At 66.7% G+C, this 22590-nt stretch carries 22 protein-coding genes and 1 tRNA gene; 11 read left to right on the top strand and 12 right to left on the bottom strand.

All coding sequences use genetic code 11. The annotated features are described in order from the left end of the window. Window positions 1-2: 2 nt before the first annotated feature. The 8 genes from AC57BR_RS18275 to AC57BR_RS18240 all read right to left on the bottom strand — a co-directional run bounded on the left by AC57BR_RS18275 (window position 3) and on the right by AC57BR_RS18240 (window position 7575). Window positions 3-1097: an L-idonate 5-dehydrogenase gene (locus AC57BR_RS18275; RefSeq protein ID WP_496363099.1), complete on the bottom strand. Its 1095-nt coding sequence runs from the start codon at window positions 1095-1097 to the stop codon at window positions 3-5. Then, complete coding sequence (locus tag AC57BR_RS18270) at window positions 1097-1867, bottom strand: SDR family oxidoreductase (protein ID WP_496363097.1); 771 nt, start codon at window positions 1865-1867, stop codon at window positions 1097-1099. Before AC57BR_RS18270 ends, AC57BR_RS18275 begins: the two co-directional genes overlap by 1 nt. After that, window positions 1864-2808: a 2-hydroxyacid dehydrogenase gene (locus AC57BR_RS18265; protein WP_496363095.1), complete on the bottom strand. Its 945-nt coding sequence runs from the start codon at window positions 2806-2808 to the stop codon at window positions 1864-1866. Before AC57BR_RS18265 ends, AC57BR_RS18270 begins: the two co-directional genes overlap by 4 nt. 63 nt (window positions 2809-2871) lie before the next feature. Next, a complete protein-coding gene (locus AC57BR_RS18260; protein WP_496363093.1) occupies window positions 2872-3621 on the bottom strand; it encodes an SDR family oxidoreductase in 750 nt (249 codons plus the stop codon). A gap of 30 nt (window positions 3622-3651) precedes the next feature. After that, window positions 3652-4992, bottom strand: a complete 1341-nt coding sequence (locus tag AC57BR_RS18255; RefSeq protein WP_496363091.1) for an MFS transporter — start codon at window positions 4990-4992, stop codon at window positions 3652-3654. A gap of 48 nt (window positions 4993-5040) precedes the next feature. Next, window positions 5041-6054: a 5-oxoprolinase subunit C family protein gene (locus AC57BR_RS18250; protein WP_496363089.1), complete on the bottom strand. Its 1014-nt coding sequence runs from the start codon at window positions 6052-6054 to the stop codon at window positions 5041-5043. Then, window positions 6051-6776, bottom strand: coding sequence for a 5-oxoprolinase subunit B family protein (locus AC57BR_RS18245; protein ID WP_496363087.1), 726 nt, complete (start codon window positions 6774-6776; stop codon window positions 6051-6053). Before AC57BR_RS18245 ends, AC57BR_RS18250 begins: the two co-directional genes overlap by 4 nt. 1 nt (window position 6777) lies before the next feature. Continuing rightward, a complete protein-coding gene (locus tag AC57BR_RS18240) occupies window positions 6778-7575 on the bottom strand; it encodes a LamB/YcsF family protein (RefSeq protein WP_496363085.1) in 798 nt (265 codons plus the stop codon). A 548-nt stretch (window positions 7576-8123) separates the two neighbouring features. Here AC57BR_RS18240 and AC57BR_RS18235 point away from each other — a divergent pair. The 3 genes from AC57BR_RS18235 (at window position 8124) to AC57BR_RS18225 (ending at window position 11342) form a co-directional block, all read left to right on the top strand. Further along, window positions 8124-9044 (top strand): LysR substrate-binding domain-containing protein, encoded by a 921-nt coding sequence (locus tag AC57BR_RS18235; protein ID WP_496363083.1) that lies wholly within the window; start codon window positions 8124-8126, stop codon window positions 9042-9044. 135 nt (window positions 9045-9179) lie between these two features. Beyond that, window positions 9180-9410, top strand: coding sequence for a hypothetical protein (locus tag AC57BR_RS18230; RefSeq protein ID WP_496363081.1), 231 nt, complete (start codon window positions 9180-9182; stop codon window positions 9408-9410). A gap of 327 nt (window positions 9411-9737) precedes the next feature. Beyond that, a complete protein-coding gene (locus AC57BR_RS18225; protein ID WP_496363079.1) occupies window positions 9738-11342 on the top strand; it encodes an HNH endonuclease in 1605 nt (534 codons plus the stop codon). Window positions 11343-11595: 253 nt separating this feature from the next. Here AC57BR_RS18225 and AC57BR_RS18220 read toward each other — a convergent pair whose 3' ends face one another. Both AC57BR_RS18220 and AC57BR_RS18215 read right to left on the bottom strand, forming a co-directional pair. After that, the gene (locus AC57BR_RS18220; RefSeq protein ID WP_496363077.1) at window positions 11596-12273 is read right to left on the bottom strand and encodes a 4-carboxy-4-hydroxy-2-oxoadipate aldolase/oxaloacetate decarboxylase; all 678 of its coding nucleotides are present in this window, start codon (window positions 12271-12273) and stop codon (window positions 11596-11598) included. Window positions 12274-12322: 49 nt separating this feature from the next. Beyond that, window positions 12323-13531 carry an aspartate transaminase gene (locus AC57BR_RS18215; RefSeq protein WP_496363075.1) on the bottom strand — a complete coding sequence of 403 codons (1209 nt, stop codon included), beginning with the start codon at window positions 13529-13531 and terminating at the stop codon, window positions 12323-12325. Between the two features lie 299 nt (window positions 13532-13830). Here AC57BR_RS18215 and AC57BR_RS18210 point away from each other — a divergent pair, with 299 nt between their 5' ends. Together AC57BR_RS18210 and AC57BR_RS18205 are read left to right on the top strand one after the other, a co-directional pair. Next, complete coding sequence (locus AC57BR_RS18210) at window positions 13831-14358, top strand: hypothetical protein (RefSeq protein ID WP_496363073.1); 528 nt, start codon at window positions 13831-13833, stop codon at window positions 14356-14358. Between the two features lie 101 nt (window positions 14359-14459). Continuing rightward, entirely contained in the window at window positions 14460-16637 is a 2178-nt protein-coding gene (locus AC57BR_RS18205; protein ID WP_496363071.1) for an amylo-alpha-1,6-glucosidase, read from the top strand. Between the two features lie 164 nt (window positions 16638-16801). Here the strand turns inward: AC57BR_RS18205 and AC57BR_RS18200 are convergent, their stop codons facing one another. After that, complete coding sequence (locus tag AC57BR_RS18200; protein ID WP_102974202.1) at window positions 16802-17317, bottom strand: flavin reductase family protein; 516 nt, start codon at window positions 17315-17317, stop codon at window positions 16802-16804. A gap of 146 nt (window positions 17318-17463) precedes the next feature. On the opposite strand from AC57BR_RS18200, the gene AC57BR_RS18195 reads away from it, so the two are divergent. From AC57BR_RS18195 to AC57BR_RS18170, 6 genes are all read left to right on the top strand, one after another. After that, window positions 17464-17592 (top strand): hypothetical protein, encoded by a 129-nt coding sequence (locus AC57BR_RS18195; protein ID WP_496363069.1) that lies wholly within the window; start codon window positions 17464-17466, stop codon window positions 17590-17592. Window positions 17593-17663: 71 nt separating this feature from the next. Next, window positions 17664-17737, top strand: a tRNA-Cys gene (locus tag AC57BR_RS18190). Between the two features lie 129 nt (window positions 17738-17866). After that, on the top strand, window positions 17867-18277 hold the full coding sequence (locus AC57BR_RS18185) for a TOBE domain-containing protein (protein WP_496363067.1): 411 nt from the start codon (window positions 17867-17869) through the stop codon (window positions 18275-18277). Then, window positions 18274-19089, top strand: coding sequence for a molybdate ABC transporter substrate-binding protein (modA, locus tag AC57BR_RS18180; RefSeq protein WP_496363065.1), 816 nt, complete (start codon window positions 18274-18276; stop codon window positions 19087-19089). Before AC57BR_RS18185 ends, modA begins: the two co-directional genes overlap by 4 nt. Beyond that, window positions 19064-19930 carry an ABC transporter permease gene (locus tag AC57BR_RS18175; RefSeq protein ID WP_496363063.1) on the top strand — a complete coding sequence of 289 codons (867 nt, stop codon included), beginning with the start codon at window positions 19064-19066 and terminating at the stop codon, window positions 19928-19930. Before modA ends, AC57BR_RS18175 begins: the two co-directional genes overlap by 26 nt. Beyond that, window positions 19927-20976: a sulfate/molybdate ABC transporter ATP-binding protein gene (locus AC57BR_RS18170; protein ID WP_496363061.1), complete on the top strand. Its 1050-nt coding sequence runs from the start codon at window positions 19927-19929 to the stop codon at window positions 20974-20976. Before AC57BR_RS18175 ends, AC57BR_RS18170 begins: the two co-directional genes overlap by 4 nt. Before the next feature lie 64 nt (window positions 20977-21040). Here the strand turns inward: AC57BR_RS18170 and arfA are convergent, their stop codons facing one another. Continuing rightward, on the bottom strand, window positions 21041-22579 hold the full coding sequence (gene arfA / locus AC57BR_RS18165; protein WP_496363059.1) for an arabinosylfuranosidase ArfA: 1539 nt from the start codon (window positions 22577-22579) through the stop codon (window positions 21041-21043). Window positions 22580-22590 lie beyond the last annotated feature (11 nt).

Here is a 22590-nt window from a genome sequence, read left to right as displayed (position 1 = left end):
GCTTAGCCGGTGAAGTTGAGGAGGACTTTGCCGGATTGGGCGGAGTTGCGGGCGATGTCGAAGGCTTTGAGGGCCTCGGTGACGGGGTAGTCGTGGGTGATGACCGGGCCGATGTCCAGGGTGCCGTCGGCGAGGGCGGTGATGACTTCGTCGATTTCGTCGTTGAACCGGAACGAGCCTTTGAGGTCCAGTTCCCGGGTGATGGCCAGGGAGATCAGGACCGGCTGGGCTCCGGTGGGCAGCAGCCCGACCATGACCACGGTCCCGCCCCGGGCCGCGCCCTGGACCGCGGAGGCCAGGCCGTGGTGGTTCCCGGAGGACTCGATCACGACGTCGGCCTGGACCGCGCTGATCGCCTCCGTGTCAGCGGCGTTCAGGACCTCGTCCGCGCCGACCGCCGCGGCGATCTCCAACGGTTTGGCGTGCATGTCCACCGCGACGATCCGGGCCGCGCCGGCGCGTTTGAGGACAGCGACCGCCAACGCCCCGATCGGGCCGGACCCGATGACCAGGGCCGTTTTGCCGGCCACGTCCCCGGCCCGGGCCACCGCGTGCCAGGCAACGGACGCGGGCTCGACCAGCGCCGCGGTCCGCAGATCCAGGGTCTCGGGCAGGGCGCGGAGCATCCGCACCGGCAGGTTCACGTACCGGCTGAACGCCCCGTCCGTGTGCGGGAACCTCGCCGCCGAACCCAGGTACGTGCAGCCCGGGGACAGGTTCGGCCGCTCCGCCGGATACCGCGGCGCGTCAGGACCCTCACCGGGGCCCGGGGTGGCCGGGTGCACCGCCACCGGCGTCCCCGCAACCGGGCCGGTTCCGTCCCCCGCGGCCCGGACCACCCGTCCGGAAATCTCGTGCCCGAGGACCAGCGGGGCCCTCAGGATCGACTCGCCCGCCGCGCCGTGCAGCCAGTAATGCAGGTCCGACCCGCAAATCCCCCCGTACAGCACCTCCACCACCGCCTCATCCGGCGCCGGAGCCGTCAGCGGGACGTCCTCGACCCGCAGGTCCCCCTTCGCGTGCGCGACCACCGCCGGGCCCGATACCGGGAGTTTGAGCGTGCCCTCTGCTGTTGTTGAAGCTGCCGTGTGTGTCATCAGACCACCACCGTCATTCCGCCGTCGATAAAGATCGTCTGCCCGTTCACAAAATCAGACCCGGACGAGGCCAGCCACACCGCCGGCCCGGCCAAATCCTGCACCGTGCCCCACCTGGCCGCCGGGGTCCGGCCCAGGATCCAGGCGTTGAACTGCTCATCATCGACCAGGTTCTGCGTCATCTCCGTATGGATATACCCCGGCGCGATCCCGTTGATCTGCAGCCCAGCGCCCGCCCACTCAGCGGTCATCGCCCGGGTCAGGTTCCGCAACCCGCCCTTCGCCGCGACATACGGCGCGATCGTGGGCCGGGCCAGGTCCGTCTGCACCGAACAGATGTTAATGATCTTCCCGTGCCCCCGCCCGATCATGTGCCGGGCCGCCGCCCGCCCCACCAGGAACGCGCTGGTCAAATCCGTGGAAATCACCCGCTCCCAATCCGCCACATCCAAATCCAGCATCGGCACCCGGTGCTGGATCCCGGCATTGTTCACCAGGACCTCCAACGGGCCCACATGCTCCTCCACCCACGCCACACCCGCCGCGGCCGCAGCGTCATCCGTGACATCAAACGCCACACCATGCACCCGCCCCGGCGCGTACTCGGCCGCCATCACCGCCTCGGCAGCCTTCAGCCGCTCAGCATTCACACCGTTGAGCACCACCGTCGCACCCGCATCAGCCAACGCCCGCGCCAACGCATGACCAATCCCCCGGCTCGAACCCGTCACCAACGCAACCCGCCCAGTCAAATCAAAAAGCGACGTCATGCGAAGGGGCCCTTCTGAACCAGGTTGGCGGGGGTATGTCCTGCGGCCAGTGCTTCGAGCTGCCGCCGCAGGAGCTTCAGGATCCGCGGCTGGAACGCGGACGCGTTGCCGCCAACGTGGGGTGTGATCAGGGCGTTGGGCGTGGACCACAGCGGGTGGTCCTGCGGCAGCGGTTCGGGATCGACGACGTCGAGGGCGCACTGCAGGCGGCCGGACAGGACTTCCTTGGTCAGCGCTGCCGTGTCCACCACCGGGCCGCGCCCCACGTTCACCACGAGGGCGCCGTCGGGCAGGGCGGCGAGGACTTGCTCGCCGATCAGGTGGTAGGTGTGGTCGTTCAGCGGCAGAACCGTGACCAGGATGTCGTGCGCGGCGGCGAGCGCGGCCAGGTCCGCGGAGCCGTGGACCTCGCCGTGCTCGTCGGTCCGCGCCGTGCTTCCGACGCGGGTGACCGTGACCTCGAAGGGCTCGAGCCGGCGGGCGATCTCGTGGCCGATCCCGCCGACGCCCACCAGCAGCACGCGGCGGTCCGCGAGGGACTGGCGCCGTTCCGGCCGCCAGAGGCCGTACTGCTGGTCGCGGACGGCCTGGTCGATGCCGCGCAGTTTGGCGAGGATCAAACCGACCGCCAGTTCCGCCGTCGCCGCCGCATGGACGCCGGAGGCGTTGGCGACGCCGGCCGCCGGACCGGCGGCCTCAATGACGCCGTCGTATCCGGTGGACTGCGTCTGGACGAACTTCAGTTCGTCCACCCGGGCGAGCGATCCCAGAACCGCGCCGGCGTTGATGTACGGGAGGATGACGCCGTCGATCTCTCCCAGCGTCGCGTCTTCGGGGTCCGACGTCATGTCCCAGACGACACCTCTCAGCCCCTCCGGAAGGGGTGCGAGATCGGCGAGCAGTTGCCGGTCGGGGAAGCTGACGGTGCGTACTGGTTGCATCGGAAACCTGTTTCTGTGGAGCTGGACGGATTGGGCGGGCGGACTCTTGCGGGTCCGTGGCGGTTAGCGCCGGTCGAACGTGAGCCCGCCGGGGACCTGGAAGGTGGGCATGAGTTCCAGCATGCCAACGTTCACGTGGCGCGGCGTTTCGATGGCGTAATCCATGGCGTTGACGATGTCGTCAGTAGTCAGGGATTCGTAGCCCTCGTAGTACGTCTTCCAGGCCTCTTCCATGGCCTCGGGCGTGCCGCCCATGTTGCGGCCGAAGATCTCCGTCTCGACGCGTCCGGGGCAGATCTCGGTGACACGGATGCGCTTGCCCACGGTGTCGTTGCGCAGCTGGCGCGAGATCTGGTGCACGGCTGCCTTGGTGGCGTGGTAGACCGTGTGGCCGTAGAAGTTGTACAGGCCGGCGATGGAGCTGATGTTGATGACGTGGCCGCGGTCGCGTTCCACCATGCCCGGCAGGACCAGGCGGGTGAGCTGGAGCAGGCCGCGGAGATTGACGTCAATGAGCTCGTCGATGTCGTCCTCCGAGGAGTCCAGGATGTTGCCGGGCCGGGACACTCCGGCGCAGTTCACCAGGACGTCGATTTCGAGATTTCCGACGGCGGCAGTCAGGGCCGCGGTGTCAGTCAGGTCGACGACGTGGGGAATGGCGCCGGTCTTGTCGGCCAGCTCCTTCAGGCGCTCCTCGTTGCGGGCCACGGCGTGGACGGTGAGTCCGCGCTTGGTGAGGCGCTCGGCGATCGCGGCACCCATCCCGGTTGAGGCGCCGGTGACGAGGGCGGTTGAGTAGTCTGAAAACGGCATGTAAGTCTCCTGGTTGTGCAGTAGTAAGTGTTAGGCGTCGCGCAGCGGAAGGTGCGCGCGGTCCTTGACGGTGCTGACGGCGGCGAGGGTGCCCAGGGCCGTGATGACGGCGTAGAAGGCGGGCATGTAGACGTTGCCGGTGGACGAGATCAGCCAGGTCATCAGCAGCGGGGCGGTTCCGCCGAAGAGCGCCGAGGAGATGTTGTAGCCCAGGCCGTAGGCCGAGTAGCGGACGCGGGTGGGGAACAGTTCCACGATCAGGATGTGGATCACCGCGGTGTGCCCGGCGAAGACGACGGCCATGAGGCAGGCGCCCAGGATGGCCAGCGCCATGTTGCCGGTGGCGATGAGTGCGTACGAGGGGATGCCCAGGACAGCCATGGCGATGGCCGAGCCGGCGATGACCTTCTTGCGGCCAATGCGGTCGGAGAGGGCGCCCATGAACGGGATGGCGATGCAGATGACCACCAGGCTGCAGGCGGTGACGAGGAGGGCCTCACCGATAGTGAAGTTGAGCTGCTTGCCCTTGAGGAAGGTGGGCATGTAGGAGAAGAGAACGTAGTAGCCGGAGCCGTTCATGAGCGGGATGAACAGGGCCAGCAGCATCGCGCGGCGGTGTTCGGCGGAGGCGAAGGCTTCCTTGAGGGGGTTCTTGGACAAGCCGCCCTCTTCCTTCAGCTTCACGAAGTTGGGGGTGTCCGCGATGGCCTTGCGGATGTACCAGCCGATGACGCCCATGGGGATGGCGACCAGGAACGGGATGCGCCATGCGAACGCGCCGAAGCCACCGCCGTCGATCGCTGCTGCGGTAAGCCACGGGGACATGGAGAAGGCAACCAGGGTGCCGGTGAGCAGGGCGGCGAAGGAAGCGATCTGGGCGTACGAGGTGATGATGCCGCGCTTGCCTTCGGGGGCGTGCTCGGCGAGGAAGGTCATGGCGCCGGCAGCCTCACCGCCAACGGAGAAGCCCTGGAGCAGACGAAGCAACACCAGCAGCACGGGGGCCGCGATGCCGATCGCCGAGTAAGCGGGCAGGAGCCCGATGCCGGCGGTGGCGATGCTAATCAGCAGGATGACGAAGACCAGGAGCTTTTGGCGTCCGATCTTGTCTCCCAGGATGCCGCAGACGACAGCGCCGAGGGGGCGGACGAAGAAGGACACGGCGTAACCGGCGAAGACGAACAGCAGGGCGTTGTCCGGGTTGCCAGGTGCCAGGAACACGAGCGCAAGCGTTCCGGCCATGAAGGCGAAAATGCCGTTGTCGTAAAGCTCCACAAAGATTCCGACGCACCCGGCGGTGACGACTTTCCGGGTCTGCCTCGCATCGAGGCGGTCATGCTGGGGGGCACCCGCACGCGTTGATGTAGACATTTTCATTCCTAACTTGGACTTGGTTCGAGGGGAGGTCATCGGGGATCCTTAGCCGCCGGCGGCCGGTACGAGTTCCGGCCATCCGGGATCCTTGCCGATGCCCAGGAGGGCGAAGACAGTGCTGACTCGGGAACGGAGGTTTTCCAGTTCCCTTAGTGCCGCCCGATGTTTTGCTGTGGCCTCGGGGACGGTGGTCTTGCGGAAGGTGATGGTGTGCCCCGGCCGGGCCTGGGCGAGGGTGTCGAGCGAGCGGCTGGTGACCACTGCCAGGACGGGATAGCCAGCGGTGACTCCGCGTCCCCGGTGCAGCACCAGCAGCTCTTCCCTGGAGGGAACCTCGATGGCTCCCACCGGAACGCCGCGCGACAGCACTTCGGCCGACGATTGTCGTTCGGGAAGCGCCCCGCCGAGGCGCAGCCCGATGTGGTTGCTCCGGGCGCTGACGGTGTATTCGGTGTTGAACAGCAGCTCTGCTGTGGCGCCGAATTCTTCAACGTCCGGACCGTCCGTGACGTCAATGACCGCCCGGCTGCTGAACACGGGCCGGGTCAGCCCAAGCCGGAACAGCGGAAGGTCAAAGTATGGCTGCCGGATTGGTCCGACGCTCCTGGAGGTCTTCAGCTCGGATCCTTCGGAGAGCCGAAGGCCGAAGCCGATGACCGTATCGGGGGCACAGCTTCCCAGCAGCGCCGGTGCCTCGACCGAACCGTGGACGGCAATGTAGGCGCGGAGGCCGCCGGTGATGCGGCGCACCGCCACGGTCTCCCCCGCACGCACCGATACCGGTTCCCACTGCGGGCATTCGCGCCCGCCGACCGTGAGGGTCAGCGGTGCGCCGGTGACGGCGATGAGGAGGTCCGTGGTGGCCTGCATGCGGAAGTCCAGGGCGGTTATTTCCAGCAGCGGGGCGTTGTCGGCGTTGGCGGCGAGGATGTTCGCCGCCCGCGCGGAGAACTGGTCGAGCGCCCCGTTGACGGGAAGGCCGAACCGGGGACCGCGGAAACGGCCCAGGTCCGTGACCACGGAGTTTCCGGGCTGCTGGATGACCAGAGATCCGCTCATCGTGCCGCCTCCAGTTTCCGCCCCGCATAGTCAGCGAACTCTTCCGGCTGGATCTGGCGGAACGTCAGGAGGTCGCCGGGCAGGTAGGGAACCAACGGCTCGCTGGCTGCATCAAGGACGGTCAGCGGGGTCTGGCCGATGACGCACCATCCGCCGGGAGCCACCGCCGGGGCGATGACGGCCTGGCGGCCGGCGACGGCCACGGCGCCTGCCGGAACGGACAACCGGGGGTCCTTCAGCCGCGGAACGGGGAGCGGAAAATCGGGGCCGTCCATCATGGGTGAACCCGCAGGGGCGCCGAGACAACGGATGACGTAGGACTTGGCCGTATGCAGGGCGATGATCTCCTCCACGGAGAGCTGCTCGTGCTCGGCAACGCGCTCCAGGTCCGGGCCGTACTCGCCGCCGTAAACCACCGGAACGCTGAACGCCCGGGGCGTGCGGGCGGGGGCACCGACGTGCTCAAGCTGGCGCATGCCAAGGAGGACGAATGCGCGGACCTGGCGCGCCGAGGTGACCCCGGGGTCAAATTCCACGAGCAGCGAGTCGTACGTCGGCACTGCGCCGTGTACGCCGTCGGCCCCTGCAGTCTCAAGCCACTGGGCCAGGGAGTGGACGGTGTTCCAGTTGGCCTCCGTGTCAGCGGAGGAGGCGACGACCCGCAGGGCCGAATCGCCGGACTCGAAGATCTCCACGGGAGTTGGATTTGGGGTGGCAGCCATGTCAGGCGACCTTCTCTTTGGCCTCTTTGGCGGCAAGAACCTGGGCGAGCGGGGCGATGGTCACTCCGGCGTTCTCCAGTTCGGCGCGGACCTGGCGGGCCAGCTGCACGGCGCCGGGCGTGTCACCGTGCAGGAGGACGGTGTCGGCAACAATCGGCAGATCTGTGCCGGTGACGGTCTCAATGAGCCCCTCACAGACCATCCGCACGGTGCGCTTCACGATGGCGGCAGGATCGTGGATCACGGCGCCGGACCGGCCGCGGGGCACCAGGGTGCCGTCGGCTTCGTAGGCGCGGTCGGCGATGCCGACGATGCCCACTGGGAGCTGCCGTTCGGCAGCGGCGGAGGCCAGTTCGCCGTCCTGTGCCAGGACGATGAGGCCGGGGTTCAGGCGGGCGGCGGCGTCGGCTACGGCCGCTGCGTAGTCGGGGCGGGTGGCAACGAGGTTGCCCAGGCGTCCGTGCGGTGCAATGTGGGCGACGCTGGTGCCGTGGTACGCGGCGAAGGCGCTCAGGGCACCGAACTGGTACAGGACGTCGTTGCGGACCTCGTCGGCCGTCAGGTCCATGGCGCGCCGGCCAAAGCCACGCAGGTCCGGGAAGCTCGGGTGTGCCCCGATGCTGACGCCGCGGCGGACACATTCAGCGACTGTGGCGTGCATGATGTCCGGGTCACCGGCGTGGAAGCCGCAGGCGATGTTGGCACTGGAAACCACCTCGAGCAAGGCCGCGTCGTCGCCCATCGAGAAGGCGCCGAAGCCTTCTCCAAGATCTGCGACGAGATCAACTGTGGGTCCCATTATCTGCCTTCCTGGGGTGATTAGCAGCGGCCTTGCCCGCCGGGGCCAAGGGATCAGCTGCGCTGGTGATGGAGTGTGTCCGAACAGGCTCTGCGGAGGCTTCCTGGTTCGGCGCTGCCGGGCTACCGGCTTCTGCAAAAAAGTCTGACACCGGGATTTGGCTCACACAAAGACGTAATCGGTGTCACGGGATAGGTGCCGGTTATGACCTCCTCCGCAGTGGAGTCCATGATCGTCTCCTTCCCACTAAGGAGGGTTCGGCTCTTGGCGGCCCGCCCTCGTTGAATTGAAGATATGGAGCATTTATTTCGGGAATGTAAAACAGGGCGCCTATTTCGATGAAGTCTATTTCTATGCAAAATGCATCTGACCCCATCAGGAATTCGCATGTCACCGGAGGGGATAGAATGTAGGCTTAGTGAAATAGCGTTCTGGGTTCAACCTAGTGTCAGCGATGTGGATCACACAAAGACTTATTGCGTGTCCCTCCATAGCAACCCGTTATGACCTTCTCTGGGTTCAGGGCGCCGCGAAGAGAGAGGGCGGCCGTGGACACCAGGAAACTTGCGTACTTTGTACAGATCGTGGACTCGGGGAGCATCACCAAGGCGGCGGCCGCACTTCACGTGGCACAGCCGGCCCTGAGCCAGCAGGTTTCGGCGCTGGAGACTGAACTGAAGCAGCGGCTGCTGATCCGCAGCAAGCAGGGCGTGCAGCCCACGGCCGCCGGGCACACGCTGTACCGCCACGCCCAGTCCATCCTGCGGCTCGTCGCACAGGCCCGGCAGGACGTTGCCAAGTCCGGGGCCGCGCCGTCAGGCAGGGTGTCCATCGCCATTGCGCCCTACAGCATGGCCTCGAGCCTGACGCCTCAGATCATCAGCGAAGTGGCCCGCCGGTACCCGGATATCGTCCTGCACGTCACGGAAATCTATGGCGGCGTCCTGAGTGAAGCCATCAAGAATGGCCGGCTGGACATGGCCCTCATCTACGAGCCGGGCCCCATCCGCGGCGTCCTCTTCACCACGATGATCGTCGAGGACCTGCACCTGGTGGTCAACGCCGCCAGACCGGATGTTAACGCGCAGGACGGCGAGATCACGCTGGAGGAGGTGGCCCGCCTGGGGCTCTTCCTTCCCGAGAAGATCCACACCCTCCGCCAAGCCGTGGAGAAGGGCTTTGACAGCAAGGGACTCAAACTCCAACTGGTGGGCGAAGTGGAGTCGGTGCCGTCCATTGCCCGCCTCCTGCGGGCGGATCTGGGGGCTACGATCATGCCCAAGTCGGCTGCGGACGCACTGTTCCACGAGGAGGACTTCCGCGTTCTGCGGATTGTGGACCCCGCGCTGCAGTGCAAGATCGCGCTGTGCACGCCCGACCACGATCCCCTCTCGGAGGCGGCGTCCGCTGTACTCCTGGTGCTGAAGGAAATGCTGCAGGAAATGCTCAGCAATAAGTATGGCGGGTAGGGTTTCATAGGTTCCGCTTATTAGGGCACTCATCATTTGTCTTAGTAACCGGCTCCCCGGGATTCTAATATTGGCAGCAAGCCAAGAAATTGTGGAAAAGCACTTTCCACAAACAGAATCAACGGGGAGCCAGCCATGAAAAAGCTCAGCACCATCAGGAGAACTACCGACCCGAGTCTCGGACTTATGGCGAAAACCGGGTCCCACTGCCCCACCAACGGTTTCTGGCGGCCGGAGGACCGGTCCGCTCCAGTCTTCGTTTTCGAGGGGAGCATCATGCCGGTCAGCGGCGGCGGCTCGACGGTCTGGCACCTGGAAGACGCCGTCTTCGGCGCCCCGGCTTACCCGGGCCACCAGCGCGTCTAACCGCGCTCACCACTCCGGCACCCAACTGGGTAGCACTTCAGGGCGTTCCCAGGGCTGGGAAGGCCGCGAGCTGCTACCGAGTTTCCACTTCCCCGCGGGATGAAAACGCGTACGACGGCGGTGCTGCCGCGATTTGGTCCTTCTGCTCGGCTGTTTCCCGGCCCCGCACCCAACTGGGTAGCACTTCAGGGCGTTCCCAGCGCTGGGAACGCCCCCTGCTGCTACCCAGTTTTCGTTCTCCGGTGGGTTCAGGAAACTTTTTGAATCCCGCCCCATGTGGCGCCCGATCGACCCTTTATTGTCAGTCCCCCTTGGCAGACTGAGTACATGGAAGGCAGCTGGAATTCTGCACTGACAGCAGGAGCGCCGCACGGCGGAGTTCTGCAGGCTGCCGCGGTTCCTGACACTCTTCTTCCAGAGGCCGTTTTCCCCCTTGCCGCGTTCCCCGAGGGTGCGTTCGCGAACCGTTCCGTTCCGTTTGAGGGGTTGGCGGACGGCGGGTTGCCGTATGACGACGACCCTGACGCCGCGTATCCGGCCTCGTTCCCGGAGGACCCGTTTCCCGAGGCCTTGTTGGACCGTACAACAGCGACGGGTTGGCTTCTCCCGGCAGCAGACCTCACCGACGGTGCCGGGCTGATCGACCAGATACGCGGCTACGAGGACTTCAAGTGCTGGGCGGCCGGTCAACAGGCACGGCTTGCCGTCGCCTTCGAGATCCTGCACCGCGAGGAACAAACCGAACTCGCGGAGCAGGGCAGCCCTGAGACGCTGTTGGCTGAGGACCTCGACAAGAAACGTCCCAAAGAACAGAGCCCGGGCGCCGCTGAGCAGATTGCGCTGGCCCGGGGCGAGTCCCCGCACCGCGGCGGCCGGCTGCTCGGCATGTCGAAGGCCCTGGTCAAGGAGATGCCCCACACCCTGGCCGCCCTGGACACCGGCCAGCTCAATGAAGAGCACGCCATGTACGTCGTGAAAGAGACCGCCTGCCTGAGTGTGGCCGACCGGACCGCCGTCGACGAGGAACTCGCCGCCGACACCGGAACCTTCACCGGCGCCGGAACCCGCACCGTCATCGCCGCAACCCGGGCCGCCGCAACCCGCAGGGACCCACGCTCGGTCACCCAACGGGCGAGCCACGCCGCGTCCGAACGGACCGTCAGCCTGCGCCCGGCCCCGGACTGCATGACCTACCTGACGGCGCTGCTGCCCGTCCAACAGGGCGTTGCCGTTTACGCGGCCCTGACCCGGCAGGCCGATACCCTCCACGGCGCCGGAGACCCGCGCTCCCGCGACCAGATCAAAGCCGACACCCTCGTCGAACGCACCACCGGCACACCCGGCGGCATCACCGGCATCGAGATCAACCTCGTCATGACCGACCACACCCTCCTCCAAGGCGACACCGAACCCGCCCGGATCCCCGGCTACGGCACCGTCCCCGCAGACTATGCCCGGAACCTGCTAACGCAGGGGCAGGTAGAAGGAGGCCAGGGGCTCAAAATCTGGCTCCGCCGGCTCTACACCGCCCCCGGAACCGGCGACCTCGTCGCCATGGACTCCCGACGGCGCCTCTTCCCCGCACCACTGCGCCGCTTCATCCAAATCCGCGACGACACCTGCCGCACCCCCTACTGCGACGCCCCCATCCGCCACCACGACCACATCACCCCCTGGCACGACGACGGCCCAACCAGCCTGGCCAACGGTGCCGGGCTCTGCGAAGCGTGCAACCACGCCAAGGAACTTCCCGGCTGGAAAGCAAGGCCCAGACCCGGACCCCGGCACACCATCGAACTCACCACCCCAACAGGCCACACCTACCGATCCACTGCGCCTCCACCGCCCGGATCCGGGCTGATTCAAACCAGCCGGTCCGGAAGCGGGGTGTGCGAAACGCACCAATCCGAAAAGCCTGGCCCATCGCCCTAGCGGGCGGGGTTGCGGCGGACAGGCGCAGCCGGGGGGAGCAAGCGGGAAGCAAAGCGCAGGAGGCAAAAGAGCGGCGGCATAGTTACGCCTCAGGCGGGACAGAAGACTGTCCCGCCTGAGGCGGTGCCGGCGCTTACGATCGCGGCGCGGTCGCGTCCAGGCTGTCGGATCCAGCCACCTACGCAACTACGCGGGCTCGACGGCCAGGCCCCTGGCCTTCAGATCCTCGGGTCGCCGCTTCACGAAAACGCGATTACGCCTGTTCGACGAGCAGGCCCTTGGCCTTCAGAACTTCGGTGAGCTTGCACAGTTCGATGGTCGTTCCGCCTGCCTTGTAGAGGCCGATCAGCTCGCGCTCGGCGTCGTCACGTTCCTGCGAGAGGCGTATGACTTCCTCGATCTCGTCCTTCCGGACCACAACAACGCCGTCCGCGTCGCCGCGCAGGACGTCGCCGGGGTAGATGATCTCGTCACCGAAAACCACAGGGTGGTTGATGGGGCCGATGGTCTCCTTAACAGTGCCCTTGATGGAGACACTGCCGGAGAACACGGGCAGGCCCAGTTCGATGAGGTCCTGGGTGTCGCGGACGCCGGAGTCCGTCACCAGGCCCGCGAGGCCCTTGGCCTTCATGGCGTTGCCGAGGACGTCGCCGAACGTGCCGGCTTCCTCGTACTCGCCAGCCGCGGCCAGGACAACGTCCCCGGCCTCGGCGTAGTGGATGGCCACCTGCAGCATGAGGTTGTCCCGCGGCGCGCAACGGACGGTGGTGGCAGGCCCGCAGAAGGACATGCTGCGGTCGATTGGCTTGATCTTGGAGCTGAGCGCTCCCTTGCGGCCCTGTGCCTCGTGGATCGTGGCCGAGGAGAACTGCGCCAGGCGACGGACGGCGTCGGCGTCGGGTCGTTCGATGTTGGTCTTGACGTGGATCACGGGATTTTCCTTCATTTGATGGGGTTAGCTGAGTGCCCGATTAGTGGGGTTAGCTGAGTGCCCGCACGGCCTTGTCGATGGCTGCGATGGACTCTTCAATGACGTCGAGGCTGGTGGCGTAGGAGATGCGGAAGTACGGGCCCAGGCCGTAGGCCGAGCCCTGGATGACAGCGACCGAGGCTGCCTCAAGAAGGTAGAGCGTGAAGTCCTCATCGTTGGCAATGACCTTCCCTTCCGGGGTGGTTTTGCCGATGGCACCGCCGCAGTTGACGTACGCGTAAAAGGCGCCTTCCGGCGTCGCGCATGAAAGGCCGTCGACGGCGTTCAGCGCGGCTACCGCCGCATCGCGTCGGCTGCGGTAGACCTCTACGCTCTCCCGCACGAATGTCTGGTCGCCGGTGAGCGCGGCGGCGCCGGCGGCCTGGCTCACCGAGGACGGGCAGGAGGAGATCTGCGACTGGAGCTTGTTGATCGCCGCGATCAGCGGCGCCGGCCCGGCGGCGTAACCCAGCCGCCAGCCGGTCATGGCGTAGGCCTTCGAAACGCCGTTGACGGCGAGAACGCGGTCCTTCAGCTCCGGGACAACCTCCACCAGGCTCGAAATCCGGCCGGAACCGAAGTAGATCTGGTCATAGATCTCGTCCGTCAGGACGTAGACGTTCGGGAAGTCCGCCAGGACATCCGCCAGGGCCCGTAGTTCCGCCCGGGAGTACACGGCGCCCGTCGGGTTTGACGGGGTGTTCAGGATGACCCACTTGGTCCGCTCGTTCAGCGCCCCGGCCAAGGCTTCGGGGGTCAGTTTGAAGCCCGACTCCTCGCCGCAAGTGACAACCACCGGGGTGCCCTCGTTCGCAAGCACCATGTCCGGGTAGGAAACCCAGTACGGCGCGGGCACCACAACCTCGTCGCCGGCATCCAGCGAAGCCATGAACGCCGTGAAGATCACCTGCTTGGCGCCACCGCCGATGGTGATCTCAGCCGGTGTGTAGTGGAGGCCGCTGCGCAGCTCGATCGTCTGGAGGATCGCCTTCTGCAGTGCCGGCGTACCGGTGACCGAGGTGTACTTCGTCTCGCCCTTGCTGATCGCCTCAACCGCTGCAGCCTTGATGTGTCCAGGCGTATCGAAGTCCGGCTCACCGACAGTCAGGTCCAGGATCCGGCGCCCTTCCGCCTTCAACTCACGCACGCGGGCCGCTGCGGCCACGCTGGCAGAAGACTTGATGCGGGACACTCGCGATGCAGGTTCAAATTCAGACATGGTCTCTTCCTAGGGAGTCAGGACGGAGCGATACTCGTTCCTTCGACACTAGGGAATCCCCGCCCGTATGGATAAGACCTAATCTGCGTGGACGGATAAGCGTCTCTTATGGACCGCCGTCGGCCTCCTGCAAAAGGACGCAAGTCAAACTTTTTGGTTATGGCTCCACGCACTATAGGTATTTCCGCCCCAACGTCCGGCCTGCCTAGCCTTCTACATAAACCGGGCCCGCTTGGCGGCCGCCATCTGGCCAGCCCAAGCCGGCACCGTCCGACGTAAATCCGAACCGAGGAGTGCTCTTGGCTGTTCTGCACCGCGACGACCGCCGGGAGGGCTACTACCGCTACCGGGGGACGGCGAAACCCGACAAGACCGCTGTCCAGGCGGAAAAGACGCGCAAGCTGCTCAGGGACAGCCGGCAGCGGATTTCCTTCAATGCCACCAGCATGCGCGCCCTCTCCGTCCGGTTGAACCAGCGGATTGCGCAGGCGCTTTGCGACGGCCTGAAAATCACCCGCCTCGCCGACGCCGCGGAGCTCTCCCGCTGGGCGGTCCGCACAGTGGGCCTGTCGGCCGAGGACCTGATCCCGTCCGGGCTGCCGGCCGAGCAGCATCTTGCGGTGATCAGCCAGCTCAAGTCTGAGCTGGCTGAACTTGAAGAGGCCAAGACGGCCCTGGAAGACCGCCGCCTGAACCTCCTGGCAGGAGCACGACGGCGGGGGGTTCTGGATGACTATGAGCTCGCCGCCCTCAGCGGTTTGCAGCGCGAAACGATCCGGAAAATGACCTGGGGCGTCCAGCCGGAATCCGGAGCGATCCCTGCGTAATCCGGCACGGCGCCGTCGTACGCGGCAAGCCCTAGCTAGCCAGAGCATGCAAGCGTAGCGTCGAACTGCACGCTGTTGCTGGTTTCTCGGAGGTGGCCCCGATGGCTGGATGGAATGCTGATACGGCGGCGGGTCCTTTGGGGGCCGGGACAGTCACTTTGGTGGAGGGATCATCCTTCTGTATTTCCTTGCCGAACGGGGACATCAGTGCCGAGCATCCGCATGGCCTCTTCGTGCAGGACGCCCGCATTCTTTCGGGCTGGAGCCTGACGGTTGATGGCCTGGCGCTGGAGCCGCTGGCGGCCGAGACCAAGGAGCCGTACCGGGCGCTGTTTGTCGGGCGGGTTCCCCGCTCTGACGGCTACGCCGACAGCCCGCTGATCGTGGAGCGACTGCGGGAGGTCGGGGCCGGCATCCAGGAGCAGGTCACCGTCCGGAACTACTCCCTCGAGCCGGTCGAATGCGTCATCGCACTGAGGATCGAGGCGGACTTCGCTGACCTCTTTGAGGTGAAAGAGGCACGCATCCGGCGCCGCTGGGACGAAAGCCGTCAGGCCGACGGCGGTGCGCTCACCATTCGGGCCGCATGGCAGGACGTCCGGAAGGGAATGGTTGTCCAGGCCCCCGGTGCGGACATTTCGACGGGTGCGGTGACGTACCGGGCTTCAATTCCGGCGCACGGACACTGGAGCACGGTCCTGACCGTGCTGCCCAGCACCGGGGGAACCGCCTCCGCGACCGCATTTGTCCATCCTGACGGGGATGGCCTGTCCCCCCGGGACCGCCGCCGGCGGGAGTGGGTGGCGAAGATTCCGGTCCTGCAAATGGGCAACCGGTCGGTTGAACGGACCCTTCGCCGCAGCTACGACGATCTGGGCGCCCTTCGGATCGAGGACCCCGACCACCCGGAACGGGTCGTCGTGGCCGCCGGGGCGCCCTGGTTCATGACCCTGTTCGGCAGGGACTCGCTGTGGGCCTCAGTAATGGCGATGCCCGTGGACCCGTCCCTGGCCCTCGGCACCCTGCAGACCCTCGCGGACCGCCAGGGCACCGTGGTGGACCCGATGACCGAGGAGGAGCCGGGCAAGATCCTCCACGAGGTCCGGCTCGACGTTTCCAGCGGGCTGTCCCTGGGCGGCAAGTCCAACTATTACGGCAGCGTCGATGCGACACCCTTGTTCCTGATGGTGCTCGGGGCGGTCAGCCGCTGGGGCTTCGCCGGGGATACCATCGCCGCCCTGCTGCCGCATGCGGACCGCGCGCTGGAGTGGATCATGAACTACGGGGACAGGGACGGCGACGGCTTCGTCGAGTACGAGCGCCTCAACGACCAGGGGCTGATCAACCAGGGCTGGAAGGACTCTTGGGATGGAATCAACTTCGCCAACGGCAAACTCGCCGAGCCGCCGATCGCACTCTGCGAGGTCCAGGCCTACGTGTACGTCGCTTACCTTTCGCGCGCCTGGCTGGCGTACGACGCCGGGGACACGGCTTTTGGGAATGAGCTCGCCGACCGCGCGGCCCGGCTGAAGAAACAGTTCAACGAGCAGTTCTGGATCCCTGAACGCGGGTACTACGCCATTGCCCTGGACGGCCAGAAGCGGCAGGTCGACGCGTGCGCGTCGAACATGGGGCACTGCATGTTGCAGGGCCTCATTGACGAGGACAAGGCGCCTCAAGTGGCCGAACGTCTGATGTCCCCCGAAATGTTCAGCGGCTGGGGCGTGCGCACCCTGGCCAGCGACATGGGCGCGTACAATCCTGCCAGCTACCACAACGGATCGGTGTGGCCGCACGACAACGCCATCGTCGCGGCCGGACTCCTCCGCTATGGCTTCGTGGCCGAGGCGCAGCGGATCGCCACCGGCATGATGGATGCCGCCGAGTACTCCGATGGCCGGCTCCCGGAGCTGTTCTGCGGTTTCAGCCGGGAACAGCTCGCCGCCCCCGTCCCGTATCCGACGGCGTGCTCTCCGCAGGCCTGGGCGGCGACCGCGCCGATCCAGCTGGTGACGAGCCTGATGCGCTACGACCCGGTGGTTTCCGCCGGCGGGGTATGGATGGATCCCGTTCTTCCGGAGTCCTTTGGGGATCTGCACATCACCAACGCACCTCTGGGCGGTGGCCGCATCACCATCGACATTGCCAGTTCCATCCCCTCGGTCCAGGGGCTGCCCGACGGGATGACGTTCCTCCGGGGACACCGTCCGTGGATGATCGAACTGGTCGAGCAGGCCCATCAACGCCGAGCGGAAGCGCGGCGCGAAGCGGGACCGTAGGACTCCGGAACCACTAGTCAATCCCGATACCGGAGCCGAACTCCGTCGCGGTTGCCGTACATCTGGCCGCCCTGCCCCGCGGAACTGATGATCCACACCAAGCCGGAGTCCCGCGTCTTGGAGTCGACGCGGCTCTGGCCCTGGTCATGATACGCCGTCCTGTGTCATGCGACGCCCTCCAGGATCTTGGCCCGTGGCTGCACGGAGACGTAGTCGCCCTTGAAGAAGAGCAGGGGGTCGACGTCGGAACGGGCGCTCAGTGCGTGGACTGCGGCCACCACAATGGTGTGGTCGCCGCCGTCGTACTCCTGGTGCAGCTCGCAGTCCACCCAGGCCAGGGCGCCGTCGAGCACAGGGTTGCCGAGGGGCGACGGCGAGTGGTCAACGCCGGCGAACTTGTCCGCACCGGACCGCGCGAACTGGGCCGCGAGGTGCTGGTGGTCGGCGGGAAGGATGTTGATGGTGAAGCGGCCCGCCTGGCGCAGCAGCGGCCAGGTGCTGGAGGTCCGCGCCGGGCTGAAGGTCACCAGCGCCGGTTCCAGCGAGAGGGATGCAAAGGACTGGCAGGTGAACCCGGCAGGGCCGTTCTCCGTCGCCGCGGTGATCACGGTCAGGCCCGTTGCGAAGTGGCCCAACACGTTGCGGATCCGGCGCGGGCTGAGGTCTGAGAGTTCCGTCATGGCGAGTCCTTTCGAAGCGTGTACACCCAATCAAGCACCTCGCCGCCTGCTTCCAAACCTCGGCTGCAACGAATTGACGCGCATGGAAACGCAGCTTCACCGGCCGAAGCGGGGCGTAACAAAACCGGGCCAAATGCGTGCCTTGGGTGACGAATTCTGGTGCTGAGGACGCGGCCGACGGCGGCCTGGTGAGTACCGCGAGCCTGTTGCCCTTGCTGGTGGTGTACACGCTGGACCTGGCCGGATACCAGGCGGCGCAGTCCGTCATGGCGTAGTCAGCCGCCATGCAAAGACCGAGTTCTACACACAGGCGACATGGGGCCGGGGCTTGCCTAGGCTACCGGTACGTGGTGTGCCCGAGAGGCCAGGGAGCGGTCTGCAAAACCGTTGACGCGGGTTCGAATCCCGCCATCACGTCCAAGCGAAATCCCGACGGAGACCCAACCGGCCAATAGCTCGGCGGCCTTCTGCCGCCGCTTCAACCGGTCATAGTTCCGAATTTGCGGAAGAAAAAGCCACAGTTATCCGCAAATAGTGGATTATGGTGTTATGCCGAAAATCCGCATCTCCGAAGCAGCGCGGTTCCTGGGCGTCAGCGACGACACCGTCCGGCGCTGGACCGAGAATGGAACGCTCACCCCCGTCAAGGACGCCTCCGGCAGGCTGGCTGTTGAAGGACTTGAACTCGCGCACCTCGCCCGCGACCAGGCGCAGCTGCCCGAGGACCCCACCCGCGTGGGCAGCTCGGCGCGCAACCGGTTCGTTGGCCTCGTCACCGGCATCACCGCGGACAAGGTCATGGCCCAGGTGGAGCTGCAGTGCGGCCGGTTCCGCGTCGTCTCCCTGATGAGCAGCGAAGCCGTTCGGGAGCTCGGCCTGGAACTCGGCTCCGTGGCCACCGCCGTGGTCAAGGCCACCACCGTCATCATCGAAACACCCCAGGGAAAGAGCATCATATGAGCACCACCCGCGCGCGCATCACCGCCCTGCTGGCCGCCGGCGTCCTTGCCGCGGGGCTGTCCGGCTGCGCTTCCAGTACCGCGGGCGGCAATGCCGCCAACAGCACGGCCCCGAACGGCAGTTCGACGGCCGGCACCAGCGGCACCGTGACCGTGTTTGCCGCCGCGTCGCTGAAGGCGACCTTCACCAGGATCGCCTCCGAATTCGAAGCCGCGAACCCCGGCACCAAGGTCACGCTCAACTTTGCCGGGTCCTCGGACCTGGTCACGCAGATCAGCCAGGGAGCCCCGGCGGACGTGTTCGCCTCCGCCGACACCAAGAACATGGCCAAGCTGTCCGACGCGAAGCTCATCGACGGAGCGGCCAGCAACTTCGCCACCAACGTCCTGGAAATCGCGGTTCCGCCGGCCAACCCGGCGTCGATCAGTTCCTTCGCCGACCTGGCAAAGCCGGGCGTCAAGGTGGTGGTGTGTGCACCGCAGGTGCCGTGCGGCTCCGCCACAGAAACGGTGGAAAAGGCCACCGGAACCACCCTGAAACCTGTCAGTGAGGAATCGTCCGTCTCAGACGTCCTGGGCAAGGTCACCTCCGGTGAAGCCGACGCCGGCCTGGTCTACGTCACCGACGTCAGGACCGCAGGCGGCAAGGTCAAGGGCATCACGTTCGGTGAGTCGGACCAGGCCGTGAACACCTACCCGATCGCCACCGTGGGCAGCAGCAGGAACAAGGAACCGGCCAGGGCCTTCATCGCCACGGTCACCGGCAGCGAAGGCAGGAAGGTCCTCAGTGACGCCGGTTTCGGCACCCCGTAGCAAGGCTTGGACGGCCCGCAAAACAAACAGGCGGGACACCGGATACACCGGCGTCCCGCCGTGGGTGTTCGCCCTCGCGGCAGCAGGAGCCCTGTTTGTCCTGCTGCCGCTGGCTGCCATGGTGGCCAAGGTGAACTGGGGGCAGTTCATCCCGCTCATCACCTCGGAATCCTCCCTCACCGCGCTTGGCCTGAGCCTGCGGACCTCGGCCGCCAGCACCATGCTGTGCATCGTGCTCGGCGTCCCGCTGGCCCTCGTGCTGGCCCGAGCCAGCTTCCCGGGCCAGCGGCTGCTGCGGGCCTTCGTGCTGCTCCCCCTGGTCTTGCCGCCTGTCGTCGGCGGCATCGCCCTGCTCTACACATTCGGCCGGCAGGGCCTGCTCGGCCGGAGCCTGGAGCTGGCGGGGATCCAGATCGCCTTCTCCACCACCGCCGTCGTTCTCGCCCAGACGTTCGTCGCGCTGCCGTTCCTGGTGGTCAGCCTCGAGGGCGCCCTGCGCACCGCCGGCACGAAGTACGAGGCCGTCGCGGCGACCCTCGGCGCCCGCCCCACCACCGTGCTGCGCCGCGTCAGCATCCCGCTGGTGCTGCCGGGGCTGGCTTCCGGCGCCGTGCTGTCCTTCGCGCGCTGCCTTGGGGAGTTCGGTGCCACCCTGACGTTCGCCGGCAGCCTGCAGGGGGTCACGCGCACCCTGCCGCTGGAGATCTACCTGCAGCGGGAGACCGACGCAGACGCCGCCGTCGCGCTCTCACTGGTGCTGGTCGCGGTGGCCGTCGCCGTCGTCGGACTTTCCTACCGGCGCCCCCGGGCGCTGCCGGCAGAGGCAGGACCAACAGCATGACCTTCACACTCAACGCCGCCCTGCACGCTCGCAACTTCGACGTCGGGCTCACGCTCGGGCCCGCCGAAACCGTCGCCGTGCTGGGGCCGAACGGAGCCGGCAAGTCGACGTTGCTGGGGATCATCGCCGGGCTTCTCCGCCCGGACAGCGGGCACGCCGTGCTCGGAGGGAAAACGCTGTTCAACCTCGACGGCGGGAACAGTCACTTTCTGCCGCCGCACTCCCGGGGAACAGCATTGCTCGCACAGGAGCCACTGCTGTTTCCGCACATGACTGTGCTGGAGAATGTCGCCTTCGGACCGCGGGCGGCCGGCGCGAACCGGGCCAGTGCGATGCAGACGGCACGGCACTGGCTGGCCGAGGTGGAGGCCGCGGAGTTCGCGGACCGGCGGCCCGGCCAGCTCTCCGGCGGACAGGCACAGCGCGTCGCCATCGCCCGCGCCCTGGCCACGGACCCCGAGCTGCTGCTCCTCGACGAACCCATGGCCGCGCTCGACATCCATGCCGCCCCCATGCTGCGCAGGCTCCTTAAACGCGTCCTCGCCAACCGCCGGGCCATCATCATCACGCACGACGCCTTGGACGCCCTCATGCTCGCTGACCGGGCCATCGTCGTCGAAGGAGGGCGGATCACCGAGGAAGGACCTACCCGCGGCGTCCTGGAAAAACCGCGGAGCAAGTTCGCCGCCGGCTTGGCGGGCCTGAACCTCCTCCCCGGAACCATCACAGGCCACGGGCTCACGTCCGACGGCGGACTGGACATCACCGCGCACACCGAGGACGGTGCCGTTCCCGGCCAGAACGGCGTCGCCGTCTTTTCGCCGACGGCGGTCTCGGTCTTCCTGAGCGCTGAACACGGCAGCCCGCGGAACTCGTTCGCCGTCACCATCACGGACCTGGAGCCCCACGGCGACCAGATCCGTGTCCACGCCGGCGGGCTGTCCGCGGACATCACCCCGGCAGCCTCGGCAGACCTAGGACTCACCCCCGGGATGACCGTCTACTTCGTCATCAAGGCCACGGCCATCGCCGTCTATCCCGCGTAGGGACACAAACGTACGACGGCGGGACGTTCCCGCCGTCGTACGTCTTGCCTCTAGTTCCTGACGGCTAGTTCTTGACCACGTCCAGCTCGACGACGGCCCAGGACAGCGCCGGCAGGCTCAGCCGCAGCTCGGAGCCGCTTGCCTTCGCCCCTTCGAGCGGCTTCAGGTCCACGCGGTCCGGGCTTCCCTGGGTATTGATCGTGAAGCGGTCCCCGCCCTCCGGGATTTCCAGGACCTCGGCGCGGAGCACCTGGCGGGCGTCAAAGCCGCGCAGGGTTACCTCGACGTCGGCCGCTTCCTCCAGGCCGCGGTTCGCGAAGAACAGCGCCACCCGGCCGGATTCCTCATTCCACGTCGCGCTGACGTCCACGAGGTCGGTGTCGCCGAAGCGGGCGTTGCCGTACTTGTCCGAGTCGACGGACAGGCGCAGGATCTGGCCCTTCGCCAGTTCGGCCATCCGGGCGAACGGGTGGAAGATGGTCTGGCGCCAGGCCGGGCCGTTTTCCTCGCTGAAGATCGGCGCGATCACGTTGACCAGCTGCGCCTGGTTGGCGATCTTGACCCGGTCACCGTGGCGGAGCAGCGAGTTGAGCAGGGTGCCGACGACCACCGCGTCCGTCACGTTGTACTTGTCCTCGATGACCCTGGGGTGCTCGCGCCAGCCCGCCTTGGAGACGTTGTGCGGCTGGTCCTCGGTGTCGAGGCCGCGCTGGTACCAGACGTTCCACTCGTCGAAGGACAGGTGGATGTGCTTCTTGTGCTTGCCCTTCGCTCGGACGGCGTCCGCCGTGGCGATCACCGACTCGATGAAGTAGTCGGTGTCCACGGCGCTGGCGAGGAAGCTGCCGACGTCGCCGTCGTGCTCCTGGTAGTAGGCGTGCAGCGAGACGTAATCCACTTCGTCGTAGGCGTGGGTCAGCACGGTCTGCTCCCAGGCGCCGAAGGTCGGCATTGCGGAGTTGGAGCTGCCGCAGGCCACCAGTTCGATGTCCGGGTCCACGAAGCGCATGGCCTTGGCGGCCTCCTGGGCCAGCCGGCCGTATTCCTCGGCGGTCTTGTGCCCGATCTGCCAGGGCCCGTCCATCTCGTTGCCGAGGCACCACAGCTTGATGTTGAACGGGTCCTTGTGGCCGTTCTTGGCGCGCAGGTCGGACAGGTAGGTGCCGCCCGGGTGGTTGGCGTACTCCACGATCTCGCGGGCCGCCTCCACTCCCCGGGTGCCCAGGTTGATGGCTTCCATGATTTCGGTGCCCGCCTGCCGGGACCAGTCCACGAACTCGTGCAGGCCGAAGGCGTTGGTCTCAAGGGTGTGCCAGGCGCCGTCGAGCCGGCGGGGGCGGTTTTCCCGGGGGCCGATGCCGTCCTCCCAGTTGTAGCCGGAGACGAAGTTGCCGCCGGGGTAGCGGATGACGGTGGCGCCGAGCTCCTTAACGAGCTTGAGCACGTCCTGGCGGAAGCCGTTCTCGTCGGCCTCCGGGTGGCCGGGCTCGTAAATACCGGTGTACACGCAGCGGCCCATGTGCTCAACGAAGGAGCCGAAGAGGCGGCGGGGTACTTCCCCGATGGTGAAGTCGCGGTCGAGGGTGATCCTTGCGCGGGACATGTGGGGTATCT

It is taken from the genome of Arthrobacter sp. BGA-UO-ETr-C19 (assembly GCF_059568005.1).
This window is presented reverse-complemented; position numbering and strand designations above follow the sequence as displayed.

What these genes read in the sequence shown, in the direction of transcription:
- AC57BR_RS18275 (WP_496363099.1), bottom strand. Translation starts at nt 1,097, where the DNA reads ATGACACACACGGCAGCTTCAACAACAGCAGAGGGCACGCTCAAACTC.
- AC57BR_RS18270 (WP_496363097.1), bottom strand. Translation starts at nt 1,867, where the DNA reads ATGACGTCGCTTTTTGATTTGACTGGGCGGGTTGCGTTGGTGACGGGT.
- AC57BR_RS18265 (WP_496363095.1), bottom strand. Translation starts at nt 2,808, where the DNA reads ATGCAACCAGTACGCACCGTCAGCTTCCCCGACCGGCAACTGCTCGCC.
- AC57BR_RS18260 (WP_496363093.1), bottom strand. Translation starts at nt 3,621, where the DNA reads ATGCCGTTTTCAGACTACTCAACCGCCCTCGTCACCGGCGCCTCAACC.
- AC57BR_RS18255 (WP_496363091.1), bottom strand. Translation starts at nt 4,992, where the DNA reads ATGTCTACATCAACGCGTGCGGGTGCCCCCCAGCATGACCGCCTCGAT.
- AC57BR_RS18250 (WP_496363089.1), bottom strand. Translation starts at nt 6,054, where the DNA reads ATGAGCGGATCTCTGGTCATCCAGCAGCCCGGAAACTCCGTGGTCACG.
- AC57BR_RS18245 (WP_496363087.1), bottom strand. Translation starts at nt 6,776, where the DNA reads ATGGCTGCCACCCCAAATCCAACTCCCGTGGAGATCTTCGAGTCCGGC.
- AC57BR_RS18240 (WP_496363085.1), bottom strand. Translation starts at nt 7,575, where the DNA reads ATGGGACCCACAGTTGATCTCGTCGCAGATCTTGGAGAAGGCTTCGGC.
- AC57BR_RS18230 (WP_496363081.1), top strand. Translation starts at nt 9,180, where the DNA reads ATGAAAAAGCTCAGCACCATCAGGAGAACTACCGACCCGAGTCTCGGA.
- AC57BR_RS18225 (WP_496363079.1), top strand. Translation starts at nt 9,738, where the DNA reads ATGGAAGGCAGCTGGAATTCTGCACTGACAGCAGGAGCGCCGCACGGC.
- AC57BR_RS18215 (WP_496363075.1), bottom strand. Translation starts at nt 13,531, where the DNA reads ATGTCTGAATTTGAACCTGCATCGCGAGTGTCCCGCATCAAGTCTTCT.
- AC57BR_RS18205 (WP_496363071.1), top strand. Translation starts at nt 14,460, where the DNA reads ATGGCTGGATGGAATGCTGATACGGCGGCGGGTCCTTTGGGGGCCGGG.
- AC57BR_RS18200 (WP_102974202.1), bottom strand. Translation starts at nt 17,317, where the DNA reads ATGACGGAACTCTCAGACCTCAGCCCGCGCCGGATCCGCAACGTGTTG.
- AC57BR_RS18185 (WP_496363067.1), top strand. Translation starts at nt 17,867, where the DNA reads ATGCCGAAAATCCGCATCTCCGAAGCAGCGCGGTTCCTGGGCGTCAGC.
- modA (WP_496363065.1), top strand. Translation starts at nt 18,274, where the DNA reads ATGAGCACCACCCGCGCGCGCATCACCGCCCTGCTGGCCGCCGGCGTC.
- AC57BR_RS18170 (WP_496363061.1), top strand. Translation starts at nt 19,927, where the DNA reads ATGACCTTCACACTCAACGCCGCCCTGCACGCTCGCAACTTCGACGTC.
- arfA (WP_496363059.1), bottom strand. Translation starts at nt 22,579, where the DNA reads ATGTCCCGCGCAAGGATCACCCTCGACCGCGACTTCACCATCGGGGAA.